The following is a 14,465-nucleotide window of genomic DNA, read 5'->3' as shown; positions in this document are numbered from 1 at the left end:
AAACTATTTGTGAAAAAATAAAAATATTAAATATTATTTGTGATATACTTTGTTATATGTTAATAGTGTTAAAAAATATTTAAAAATTTAGTAATTTCACTAACTAAATCATTTTGTATGAATAAAAAATACTATTCATTAAGCAACCGATTTGCTTCATTGCTTAACCAAAAAAGAGACCGTGAGGATTCGCGGCTTAAGAACATTCGACAGCAGGTCTGTTTAATGTTCTTTTTGTTTTTATCTGTATTTGTAGGTCAGGCACAGGTCGCTACAAATGGAGGATCAGGACTTAATGCCACGTATCCGACATTAGCGTCGGCTATAACCGCATTAAACGGTGCAACTATCACAAGCCCCATCGTGATTACTTTAACAGGGAACGAAACGGCTCCGGCCGGAGGGTATGTGATTACCGCCGAAGGAACAGCTGCCAATACAATTGTAATTGCAGGAAGTTCAAGTACAATTACAGCACCGACTCCACAAACAGCGGGAGCTTTAAACGATGCTATATTTAAACTGGTAGGAGCCGATTATGTAACAATTCAAGGTTTTACCATGCTTGAAAATGCAGCTAACACAATTACAGCTGCCGGTACAAATACCATGACGGAATGGGGAGTAGCATTGCTTTATGCCTCTCTGACAAACGGAGCACAAAACAATACGATTGTCAATAATACGATCGATTTAAACCGTAGCTATCAAAATACGTTCGGGATCTATTGTAATGCAACACACTCTGCTACCGCTGTGACTACTTCCGCTACTGCTACAGGAGCAAACGGAGGATTCCATAATCTGAAGATACAAAGCAATACTATTACAGATGTTAATATCGGAATTCTGGTAATAGGTCCAACCGGCGCTGCTGATCATCATAACGGATTGGAAATCGGAGGCGCAGTTGCTTCATTGGGAAATAGCATTACGAATTTCGGTTCAACCGGAACTTTTTCAGGTTATGCTAACGTTTCCGGTTCGGTAAACGGAATCTTAGTGCGAAATGTGAAAAACTTTTACATTGGCAACAATACGATTACCAGTTCAAACGGAGGAGTTATAGCAGGAACGCTACGCGGTATTTTTGTAACGGCATTTACTAATGTGCCAACCGGAACTATTACTAACGATATCCATGCCAATACCATTTCACTTAGAAGTGGTGTTGCCAGTGGAGCGATATTTGGTATTTTGAACGAAGGAAGTACTGTAAGTGCAACTTCTACGTTGAACATTACGTCTAACGACTTTACGAATTTCGGGCATACAGTTTCCGGAACAGGTGCCATTACGTTAATTAGTAATGTGGCTGCAACACTCAACACACTTATCGGTTCTAATAAGTTTACAAACCTTAGTGTAAATACAACCGGGAATTTCACATTTATCACTAATAGTGTGACACACCCGAATAACTCGGTAACGAATGTAAGTTCTAATGCTATCGTAACAGCATTTAGTAAAACCGGAGCCGGAGGTACGGTGTATTTTTATGATTCATTCGGAAGTACTGTAAGCGGAACGGAAGTAAACTCCCTAAATGACTTTTCGAATGTGACGTTAACCGGAGCGACTACTTTAAACGGTTTCCGTACTGCTGACGGAGGAACATCAGGATATCCGGCTAAAATTGTAATGAATAATACATTTAATAATATTACGAACGGTAACGGATCGATGACTATTCTGAATGTAGGATACAGTTTAATAGGTGGGGCGAATAATGTTTCCGGTAACGTAATTAGTAATATTACGGGAGCTAATAGTATAATCGGAATTACTTCGGCTGCCGGAGATCAGAATTTCTACAATAATACAATTAGCGGATTAACAACTACCGGAGGTAATACAGTAAGTGCTATCTCTATTACGGGAGGAACATTACAAAACGTATATAAAAATAAAATTTACAACATCGAGGCAAATAATGCTTCCGGAACTGTAAACGGAATTTTGGTAAGCGGAAGTACTACTGTTAATTTGTATAACAATATAATAGGTGACTTAAGAACACCGATTGCTAATGCGGCCAATCCGATAGTAGGGATTAATATTACCGGTGCTACAGCTGTAAACGCATTCTATAATACAGTGCGATTAAATGCAACCAGTACGGGAACCAACTTCGGATCAAGTGCTATTTCGGTGTCTACAACGCCAACGGTAGCATTGCGTAACAATATCTTTGCTAACCAGTCGACACCAAACGGAACCGGATTAGCAGTAGCTTATAGAAGATCAGGTACTTCATTAACAACATATGATGCGGCATCAAATAACAACTTATTCTTTGGACCAACATTGTTTGCTGATGGAACCAATACTGATACAACATTGGCAACCTTAAAAACAAGAATGGGTACCAGAGATAGTGCTTCCGTATCGGAAAATCCGAATTGGGTCTCAACAACAGGAGCAAATGCCAATTTCTTACATATCGATACTACGATTGCAACTCAAATCGAAAGTGGCGGAGCGCCAATTGCAACAATCACTGACGATTTTGACGGAGATGTACGTAATGCGACAACTCCTGATATCGGAGCGGATGAATTTACAGGAGTACCAAGTGATATTACAGCTCCTTTGATTGCACATACTGTGTTAGCAAATACTTGCTCGGTAGGAAGTCGTACGGTTACGGTTACGGTTACTGATGCAAGTGGCGTACCAACTTCAGGAGCCGGTATGCCGGTAGCGTACTGGAGAATTAATACAGGAACTTACACGGCTGCTACAGCAACCAGTATGGGTTCAGGGCAATATCAGTTCACAATTGGTGCAGGAGCAGCGTTAGGAGATACTGTGAGCTATTATTTTGTAGCACAGGATAATGCAGGAACACCAAATATAACGGCATTACCGGCAGCAGGTGCTTCAGGATATACAGCCAATCCACCGGCAGCGGCAACACCACCTGCAACTCCGTTCTCTTACAGTTTATTAGCACCGTTAAACGGAGTGTATACAGTTGGAACAGCAGGAACGTATACAACGATCACAGCTGCAGTTGCCGATTATAATTCAAGATGTTTATCAGGACCGGTAACGTTCTCTTTATTGGATGCAACTTATCCGACGGAAACATTCCCGATAACAATCAATACAAATCCGGATGCCAATGCAACCAATACATTGACTATTGCGCCGGCAACAGGAGTTACAACAACAATCACAGGATCGAATGCTACAACAATTTTCAAAATTTCAGGAGCTGATTATGTGACTTTCGAAGGAAGTAATAACGGAACAACAACACGTGATTTAACTATTGCAAATACAAATGCAGCAGGAGTTGTTGTATGGGTTGCTTCGGTAGATGCTACAAACGGTGCTTTAAATGCAGTATTCCGAAATGTGAAAATCATAGGAAATTCTTCAACATCGACAGTAGCGGGTATTGTAGTGAGTGGTGCTACTCTGGGTGCAGCTGCTGATGCAGCAAATACAGGATTTAAATCAATTAACAATACGTTTAACAAAATGCAAAACGGAATCTTTGCAATTGGTAATGCTACAACTCCGGATCAAGGATTTGTAATTGCTGATAACGTATTCGGATCTACAACTACTGCTGATAAACTTGGCTTTAGAGGTGTTGCATTGCAAAATGCACAAGGATTCGTGATTTCCGGTAACCAGATTATGGGAGTTACAACTGCGACTACCAGTACATCATCCGGAATTTTAGTTGGTGGTGTTGCCATAAACGGAAATGTATTTAACAATAGAATTAGCGATGTTAAAAATACCAATACTACAGGATACGGAAGTAACGGTATCTTTCTGAACTCTAATAGTGCTGTAGCGAATATCAATGTATACAATAACTTTGTAAGCGATGTAGCCAGCTACGGATATTCAGCCGGAGGCGGAGTAGCCGATAACGGTTATGGAATTATCATCAATCAGGGAGCGGGTTACAATGTGTACCACAATACTGTAGCGATGAATACCAATCAAACGGTAAGCGGCCGACCGGCAGCGATCAATGTTACGGTAACAGTAACGGCAACGGGAGCAATTAACCTAAGAAATAATATTTTGGTTAATCAGCAAACACAAACCGGCGCCCGTTATGCGATTTATTCGGAAGCACCGAACACTGTTTTTACAGCGATCGATTATAACAACTACTATACAACAGGTACTAATTTAGGATATATCGGATCGGATCGTGCTAATTTAGCAGCAATTCAAACCGGTTTTGGCGGAAATGTCAATTCGAAAAATATCTTACCGGTATTTACTTCTACAACAGATTTACATTTAGTACCGGCGTCTAATATTTATTTAGACAATACAGGTACGCCAATTGCGGGAATTACAACCGATATTGATGGTGATACTCGTAATGTAACAACTCCGGATATGGGAGCTGATGAGTTTACTTCTCCGGTTTGTACATCGGCAGTAGGCGGAACGGCTACAGCGACGGTAGCTACAATTTGTGCTTCAGGAACAACAACAATTCAGGCTACAGGTTACTCCACTGGAGAGACTACAATGTATCAGTGGCAGTCATCCAGTGATTTGGCGTTTACAGCGCCGGTTAATGAAGGGACAGCTTCAGCTACATATGCAGATCTTACAACAGGAACAATAACACAAACAACGTATTATCGTTTAGTGGTTACTTGCGCGGCTCTTAGCCAGGCTAATTTCTCAAATGTTGTAACGGTTACAGTAAATGTAACACCGCAACCAACGGCTACAGCGCAATCATTTTGTAACAGTGCAACGGTTGCCAATCTTGTTGCTACAGGAACTGGAATTCAATGGTATGATGTGCCGACAGGAGGAGCTGCTTTAGCTTCAACAACAGCTTTAGCAACGGGACCTTATTTTGTAACACAAACTATTGCGGGATGTGAAAGTACGCGACTACAAGTAGATGTAGTTGTAAATGTAACGCCGCAGCCAACGGCTACAGCGCAATCATTCTGTAACAGTGCAACGGTAGGAAATCTTACTGCTACTGGAACAGGAATTCAATGGTATGATGTGCCAACCGGAGGAACTGCTTTAGCTTCAACAACAGCTTTAGCAACGGGACCTTATTTTGTAACACAAACTATTGCGGGATGTGAAAGTACGCGACTACAAGTAGATGTAGTTGTAAATGTAACGCCGCAGCCAACGGCTACAGCGCAATCATTCTGTAACAGTGCAACGGTAGGAAATCTTACTGCTACTGGAACAGGAATTCAATGGTATGATGTGCCAACCGGAGGAACCGCTTTAGCTTCAACAGCTGCATTGGCTACGGGTAACTATTATGTAACGCAAACGATTGCAGGATGTGAAAGTCCAAGATTACTTGTGGCAGTTACAGTAAATGTTGTCAATGCACCTACAGGTGCTGCAACACAAGTTATTCCGGTAAATACACCGGCTGAGGCAACAATCGAAGATATCGTGGTAACCGGAACGAATGTTATCTGGTATCCTACATCTGCGGATGCTATGGCCGGAACGAATGCCATTGCAGCAGGGACACAATTGGTAAGCGGAACTACATATTATGCGATGCAAACCGTTGGGACATGTACAAGTAATACGCCATTGGCGGTAACGGTAACAGTTACTTTAGGTACTTCATCATTTGATAAAGCAGCATTTAAGTATTATCCTAACCCGGTATCGGATGTTATCACAATTAGCTATTCGGAACCGATTAGTACTATTGAGATTTACAATATGTTAGGACAAAAAGTCATCACCAGAAATAGTATGGCAACAGATGTTGTAATTGATATGAGTGATTTGGCTTCTGGTGCTTATATTGCTCATGTGAAATCCGGAAATGTGACACAAGAGGTTCGTATTATTAAAAAATAGCAAATAAATTAACGCATTAGATGTGGAAAATGCCCGAAGAGTAATCTTCGGGTATTTTTTTTGAAAACATTTATAAAATATGGTGTGAAATTATTACTTCTAAAATCTCGTTTTTAACTTTAGTGAGTAATTCTGTTAAGAAAATAGGGGGTTTTTATTTAATTCCGATTTTAAATTGTTAAAAAACATTTCAACCCTTTTCAGTGTTATTATTTTGTTAAATTAGCTGCCTGTAAAACTAATGACACTATTATGAAAAAAACTACTTTTTTAAGTAAACTTCGGTGGCGTGATGCCTTGAAGTTACACTTGAAGCTGAGTTGTTTGTTGTGGATGGCATTGCTAATGGGCTACCAGGGTAATGCACAGGGAACACAGACAACCGTTTTAATTAATCCGACTGCTGAAGGAGGCTTCGAAAATGGAAGCACATTCGCAGCAAATGGCTGGACAACTGTCAATGCAGCTGCAAATACCTGGAATGTAGGAACCGTTCCGGGATGGTTTTCCGGAACCGGAGGAGCGTATATCTCCAATGACACCGGAACTACATGGGCTTATACAAACAGTACTGCAAACCGTTCAATTTTCTATCGTGATGTAGTGTTTCCTGCCGGGGTAACCGCAGTAAACCTGAAATTCGACTGGAGAGGTAACGGTAATGACGGTAACTGGGATAACTTGCAGGTATATATTATAGATACAAGCATTACGCCTACAACAGCCGGGCCTACAGGTACAGATACTACTACTACAGGTTGGGCAACGTATGTAGATGGAACAACAGGTTACTATTTGTTAAGACAAAATGGTACGGCAGTTCCGACAACTACAACTAATATTACTTATAATCTTACAGCTGGACAACGTACTTATGTAGACGGTAAGACAAAACGTCTTGTTTTTGTATGGAAAAACGACGGATCCGGAGGGACAAATCCACCGGCGTCCGTTGATAATATTTCGTTGACTGCAACGGCTGTAACTTGTGTAAAAGCATCTGCTGTAGTGGCTTCAGCGATTACAACAACATCAGCAACAATCTCTTGGACTGCTTCTGTATCGAACCCGGCTAACGGATACGAATATGAAGTAAGAACCAGTGGTGCAGCAGGAAGCGGTGCTACAGGATTGTTTACAAGCGGTACAACCGGAGCGGGAGTTACTACAACGCCATTATCCGGATTGACTAACAGTACTGTTTATACAGTATATGTAAGAGCAAATTGTGGATCTGGTGATTTTAGTGACTGGACTGCAGCTTATACCTTTACAACGTTATGTGATACAGCGACAATTCCTTATGTTGTGCCGATTAATGCGGTAACTGTACCGGCAATTCCAGCGTGTACGACGGTACAAAATGTTAATAATGATACGAGAACATGGGTGAGTTATGCTAGTGTTACCGGAATTACCGGAAAAGTAATGGGATATCCGTATCATGGTTCAAATGCAGCAAATGATTGGTTTTTTACGAATGGAATAAGTCTTACACAAGGAACCAGCTACCGTTTAAAATTTAAATATAAAGATTCCGGATATGCTGAAAAATTAAAAGTAGGTATCGGAAGCACAGCTGTTAATACAGCAATGACTACAACGTTGTTTGATGTAACGACGGGAGTAGGAACTACAGTGGTAACAAAAGAAATTGATTTTACTGTACCAACTACAGGTGTGTATAATATCGGATTCCAGTGTTATTCTGCAGCCGATATGAGTACTTTGTATTTAGGGGAAATTTCGGTAGAATTAACACCTTCATGTTTAGCGCCAACTGCATTAACTGCAACAGGTACAACAACAGTTTCTACGACAATCGGATGGACTGCGCCTGCAACTGCACCGGCAGCAGGATATGAATATGAAATCAGAACTACTGGAGCAGCTGGAAGTGGCGCGACCGGATTAGCGACAAGCGGATCGACAGCAGCAGGAGTGTTAACAGCTAATATTGCTAGTTTAACACCTTCAACAGATTATTTCTTTTATGTGAGATCGAATTGTGGATCAGGAAGTTTCAGTGCATGGACAGCAGCAGGTACATTCCGTACAGGATACTGTGTGCCATCATCGACTTCATCTGCAACTTATATCAATAGCTTTACCACTACAGGTGGATCGACTAATATCTCGAATACAAATTCAGGATATGCTACAAACGGATATCAGGACAACTATGCAACGGGAGCGGTAACACAATATCCAACAGGTACTGTGAACTTCGCAACGACTATCGTTGGAGGAACTGTAGGGACTTCTATCTGGGTTGACTGGAACAATGATTTAGTATTTGACAATACTACTGAAAGAGTATTTGTAACTACAGCTTATGGAAATAATCAAACAGGAAGTTTTGTAATTCCGGCTGGAACAGCTATTGGAGATTACAGAATGCGTGTACGAATTGATTATAACAACTCTTCACCGGATGCATGTGCTAGTACAAATACAAGAACAGAAGCAGAAGATTATAAATTAACAGTAGTAGCAATACCTTCATGTTTAGCGCCAACAGCAGTTACGGCTACAGCTAATACCGCTTTTACGGCTACAGTAAACTGGACAGTATCGGTATCAACTCCGTCAAACGGATATGAATTATATCATTCGACTTCAAATACGACTCCGGCGGTAAGTGCTACACCAACTGCAACGGCAGCAGCAGGTGCTGTAACGGCTCCGCTTACAGGATTAAATCCTGCATCAACTTATTATGTATGGGTGCGTTCTAATTGTGGAACAGGAAATGTAAGTGCATGGACATTAACACCAGTTACATTTACTACACCATGTGATCCGCCGGTTATTTCGGCTACAACTCCAGCCTCTATTTGCGGACAAGGAACGGCTACTTTAGGTGCAACTGCAAGTACAGGAACTGTAAACTGGTATGCAGCTCAAACAGGAGGAGTTTCTTTAGGATCAGGAGCTTCATTTACAACACCGGTAATCACAGCTACAACATCATATTGGGTTGATTCAAGTGTATTATTAGGTCAGTCAGTTGTAGGTCCGGTTTCACCAACCGCTCAGGGAGGAACAACAGGAACACAAACTACGGCTTGGGAAGTAAACTTTACCGTTTTAAAAAATACAAAATTAATCTCGATCGATATCTTCCCGCAAACAACCGGACAAACCGGAGCTATCGCGGTTAGAAATGCATCAGGAACTGTAATTGCTACCTATCCGTTTACAACAAACGTAAGTGGAGGAGCAACAGCACAAACAATTACACTTGACCATACATTGGTACCGGGTAACTATCAGTTATACCCAACATTGCCAACGGCCGGTTTAATGCGTAACACAACAGGGGCGGTATATCCGTATACATCTTCTGTAGCGAACATCACCGGTAACGGATATGATCCTGTATATTATATGGGTATTTACAACTGGAAATTTGATGAATATTGTACATCAGCAAGAACAGAAGTGGTTGCAACTGTAACAACACCTCCGGCCTTGACATTAAGTACTGCCAGCACAACTGCAGTTTGTAGCGGACAATCAAGTAGTGTGGTAACAGTTACAGCTGGTGCTTCATCTTACGATACATATGTTTGGGCTCCGGCAACAGGTGTTACAGGAGATGCGACTAACGGATGGACATTTAATCCGTCAGCTACAACAACCTATACTTTAACAGCGTCAAACTCGACAAACGGATGTAATATTAACGCTTCAGTAGTTGTTAATATCAACCCGAATCCGATTGTGAATGCTACGGCTACACCGGCAACAATTTGTGAAGGTACTTCAACAACATTGGCAGCAACAACTACAGTGTTTGCGCCGGGTACAATTACTATCGGAACAGGTACAACTTTATCAGGTGATACTACACAGCCAACAGCATTCTGTAACCGTTGGAAACAATACTGGAATCAAACGGTATTTACAGCGGCAGAATTAACAGCAGCTGGATTAAAACCAGGTAACATTACATCAATTGCTTATAATATTACAAGTTTAGGAAGCGGAACGAATGTGACGAACTTTACAGTACGTATCGGAACGACTACTGCTAGTACAATGACGGCATTTACAACAACCGGATTAAACTTAGTTTACGGACCGGCGACTTATACACATGCAATCGGATTAAACACAATCACATTTGCAACGCCGTATGTATGGGACGGAGTGTCTAACATCATTGTAGATATCAGACAAGAGGGAGCAGATTCAACTTATAATGCAATTACTTATTATACAGCTACAGCTGATAATACAACAGCATCGGCTACAACAAGTACGTTGCCTTCAGTAACAGTATTGGCAACTTCAAATCCAACACCGTCTTTATCTAAAAACAGATTGAATATCGTGTTTGGCGGACAGGTTGCTTCTACAGGAGCGGGCGATTTAACTTGGAACTGGATGCCGGGTAACTTAACCGGAAGCTCAGTGTCAGTATCACCGGCTACAACGACTACGTATACAGTAAGAGGAACAAATCCTACAACCGGATGTTATACAGAATCTACTGTAACAGTAAACGTAACAGCTGCACCGGCTGCACCGGCCGGAAGTGCAACTCAGGCTATCCATGCTAATACAGCAGCAGATGCTACGATCGAAGATATCACAGTAACCGGAACTGCGGTAGTATGGTATCCGACAGAAGCGGATGCAATTGCGAATACAAATGCTTTAGCAGCCGGAACACAATTAGTGCACGGAAACACGTACTATGCAATGCAAACGGTAGGTGGTTGTAGAAGTGTAACGCCATTGGCAGTAACAGTAACCTTAACTTTAAGTGCCGGTTCTTTTGATATGCTAGGACTAAAATACTATCCAAACCCTGTGGTAGACGTATTTACAGTACTTTATACTAACGATATTACTTCAGTTGAGGTGTTTAATTTAGTAGGACAACGCGTTATTGCTGTTCAGCCGAATGCAACAACAGCTTCAGTAGATATGAGTGCATTACCGACAGGAGCTTATATTTTACAAGTAAAAGCAAACGGACAATCACAATCAATTAAAGTGATTAAAAAATAATACAAATCCTATTTAGGAAATTTTAAAAGGGCTGTCTTCGGATGGCCCTTTTTTATTGGAGTAAAACAGGGTTGCAATATTGCAGGATTAAAAGTCGTGGTTTTGATAATTGATTAAATAAACAAACAATAAGTTAATTTAGTGTATATAGTGTTTTTAATTTGTTATAATGTTGATTTTTGTTTATTAAAAGATTAATATTTTATATAACATGATTAATATTTGCTTACATTGGTGCTAATAAACTGTTAATATATTATTTATGAAAAAAACTACTTTATTAAGCAAATTGAAATGGCATAAAAAACCGACACTGGGTTGGAATGCCTTTTATTTGTTTATGCTGACCTTTTGTTTGGGACAGTTAAATGCCCAGACGGTTTTGATCAATCCGGCTGCTGAAGGCGGTTTTGAAAACGGAACTACTTTGGCTGCGAATGGCTGGACTGCATTGGACGATGTGACAAATAAATGGAGTTTAGGTACTGCGCCGGGTTGGTTTACCGGAAATAGAGGTGCTTATATTTCTACAGACGGCGGAACAACATGGAATTATAATGCAACTTCGACCAGCAGATCTTTTTTCTATAGAGATGTGGCTTTCCCTGTCGGAGCAACTTCCGTTAACTTGTCTTTTGACTGGAGAGGAAACGGAAACGATGGGAACTATGATAACCTGATGGTGTATATTATAGATACAAACATCACGCCGTCTAACGTTGGACCAACCGGTACGAATACAACTACTACAGGATGGACCGGATATACAAACGGAACTACAGGTTATTATCTGTTACAACGTGCCGGAACTGTAAATCCAACAACAACAACAGCGGTAACCTATGCGTTTACTACTGCACAAATGAATTATGTTTCCGGAAAAACGAAACGATTATTATTCGTATGGAAAAATGATTCTTCTGACGGAGAAAACCCACCGGCTTCATTAGATAATATTTCATTAACATCAACAGTGCCGACTTGTTTTGCGCCAACAGCAGTTACAACAAGTGCTGTTACTAAAAACAGTGCTACACTTTCATGGACGGCTCCGGCGACAGCTCCGGCAAACGGATACCAATATGAAGTAAGAAGCAGCGGAGCCGCAGGAAGCGGAGCAACCGGTTTGGGAGCTTCAGGAACATCCCCGGCAGGTGTAGTGACACAAAATGCTACCGGATTAGCACCATCTACTACATATACAGTTTATGTACGTTCAAGTTGTGGGGGTAGTGATTTTAGTGCGTGGGCTGCATCAGCAACGTTTACAACCAAGTGTGATTATTTTGATATCACCGGAACAACACCGGGAACCGTATGTGGTACCGGAACAGCAACACTTAGTGCTACGGCAGCAGGTGGAGTAATCGGATGGTATGCGGCTCAAACCGGAGGAACGGCTTTGGGAACGGGACCTTCATTTACAACACCGGTAATTTCGGCGACAACATCCTACTGGGTGGAAACAGCAGTACCGGGTTCTACCAACGTAGGACCGATTTCGCCAACTGCGCAAGGAGGTACTATTGGAACACAAACAATTGAATGGGATGTCAGCTTTACGGTTTTACAAAATACAAAATTAGTTTCGATTGATATCTTCCCGCAAACAACCGGACAAACCGGATCTATTGCGGTTCGAAATTCATCAGGAACTGTAATTGCAACTTATCCGTATACAACAAACGTAGGCGGAGGAGCGACTGCACAGACAATTACATTAAATCATACATTGGCACCGGGAAGCTATCAGTTATATCCGACACTACCTTCAGGAGGAGTTAGTCGTAATGTATCCGGAGCAGTATATCCGTATACTTCTGCAGCGGCAAACATCACCGGAAACGGATATGATCCGACTTATTTTATGGGCTTTTATAACTGGAAATTTGATTTAGCTTGTGCTTCAGTAAGAACAGAAGTTGTAGCTACAGTTACTTCGGCACCGGCTATAACACTAAGTGCAAACAGTACAACAGCGGTATGTAGCGGACAAACCAGCAGCGCAATAACACTTGCAACAGGAGGTTTAAACTACGATACCTATACCTGGTCTCCAGCAACGGGAGTAACAGGAGATGCAACTAACGGATGGACTTTTAATCCGACAGCAACAACAACTTATACTTTAACAGCTTCTCAATCGGCTGGAAGTTGTGCTACAACAGCAACAGTAGTAGTGAATATCAATCCGAATCCGGTTGTTAATGTTACTGCTACACCGGCTACAATTTGCCAGGGAACGTCATCAACGATAGCAGCAACTACACAAACAGTGGCACCGGGTACGATTACTATCGGAACAGGTACATCGCTAACAGGAGATACAACACAGCCTACAGCATTCTGTAACCGTTGGGCACAATATTGGAATCAAACGGTATTTACTGCGGCAGAATTAACAGCAGCGGGATTAAAACCGGGTAACATTACCTCAATCGCTTACCGAATTACAAGTTTAGGAAGCGGAACGAATGTAACGAACTTTACAGTACGTATCGGAACGACTACTGCTAGTACAATGACGGCATTTACAACAACAGGATTAAACCTGGTATACGGACCGGCTACTTATACACATGCAGTAGGATTAAATACAATTACGTTTACAACTCCATATGTATGGGACGGAGTGTCTAATATCATCTTAGATATCAGACAAGACGGAGCGGATTTAACGTATAATGCAATTACTTATTATACGGCAACTGCTGATAATACAACAGCATCGGCTACAACAAGTACGCCGTCAGCTACAACAGTATTGGCAACAACAAACCCGACACCGGCTTTATCTAAAAACAGATTAAATGTAGTATTTGGTGGTCAGACAGCTTCTACAGGAGCAGGCGATTTAACGTGGAACTGGATGCCGGGTAACTTATCAGGAAATTCAGTATCGGTATCACCGGCTACAACAACTACATATACAGTAAGAGGAACAAATCCGACAACAGGATGTTATACAGAATCTACAATAACAGTAAATGTAACTCCGGCACCGGCTGCGCCAACAGGAAATGCTACGCAGGTAATCAATGTTAACACTCCGGCTGAAGCAACAATTGCTAGTCTTGTAGCAACGGGAACAGCAGTAGTATGGTACCCGACGGAAGCTGATGCTTTAGCTAATACCAATGCTTTAGCAACGACTACACAGTTAGTAAGCGGAACAACTTACTATGCAATGCAAACGGTAGGAGGTTGTAGAAGTATTGCACCGTTAGCGGTAACGGCAACAGTAACTTTAGGAACTGGTTCTTTCAATATGCCGGGATTAAAATATTATCCGAACCCGGTAATCGATGTGTTTACAGTAACATATACTAACGATATTACTTCAGTTGAGGTATTTAATCTGGTAGGACAGCGTGTTATTGCTGTTCAGCCAAATGCAACAACAGTTTCAGTAGATATGAGTGTGTTACCAACCGGAGCTTATATCTTACAGGTGAAAGCAAACGGACAATCACAGTCTGTTAAAGTGATTAAAAAATAATCTTACTATTATTATAAAAGGAAGGGGGCTGTCTCAAAAGTGAGGCAGCCTCAATTTTTTTATACAAATAAGGGAGCCCGAGAGCTCCCTATATTTT

General features: G+C 41.3%; 3 protein-coding genes. All 3 read left to right on the top strand.

The genetic code is table 11. The annotated features are described in order from the left end of the window. Window positions 1-117: 117 nt before the first annotated feature. The 3 genes from NOX80_RS00135 (at window position 118) to NOX80_RS00125 (ending at window position 14,368) form a co-directional block, all read left to right on the top strand. Window positions 118-5,847, top strand: coding sequence for an Ig-like domain-containing protein (locus NOX80_RS00135; protein WP_256551332.1), 5,730 nt, complete (start codon window positions 118-120; stop codon window positions 5,845-5,847). Between the two features lie 252 nt (window positions 5,848-6,099). After that, window positions 6,100-10,869, top strand: coding sequence for a fibronectin type III domain-containing protein (locus NOX80_RS00130; protein ID WP_256551331.1), 4,770 nt, complete (start codon window positions 6,100-6,102; stop codon window positions 10,867-10,869). A 262-nt stretch (window positions 10,870-11,131) separates the two neighbouring features. Then, window positions 11,132-14,368: an Ig-like domain-containing protein gene (locus NOX80_RS00125; protein WP_256551330.1), complete on the top strand. Its 3,237-nt coding sequence runs from the start codon at window positions 11,132-11,134 to the stop codon at window positions 14,366-14,368. Window positions 14,369-14,465: the final 97 nt, after the last annotated feature.

This window comes from Flavobacterium cerinum (genome assembly GCF_024496085.1).
Lineage (GTDB): Bacteria > Bacteroidota > Bacteroidia > Flavobacteriales > Flavobacteriaceae > Flavobacterium > Flavobacterium cerinum_A.
Note: the sequence above shows the minus strand (reverse complement) of the source record. Positions and strands in the feature narration are given on the sequence as shown.

Bases quoted from the DNA above. Each gene is read 5' to 3' on its own strand.
- NOX80_RS00130 (WP_256551331.1), top strand. From the start codon at position 6,100: ATGAAAAAAACTACTTTTTTAAGTAAACTTCGGTGGCGTGATGCCTTG.
- NOX80_RS00135 (WP_256551332.1), top strand. From the start codon at position 118: ATGAATAAAAAATACTATTCATTAAGCAACCGATTTGCTTCATTGCTT.
- NOX80_RS00125 (WP_256551330.1), top strand. From the start codon at position 11,132: ATGAAAAAAACTACTTTATTAAGCAAATTGAAATGGCATAAAAAACCG.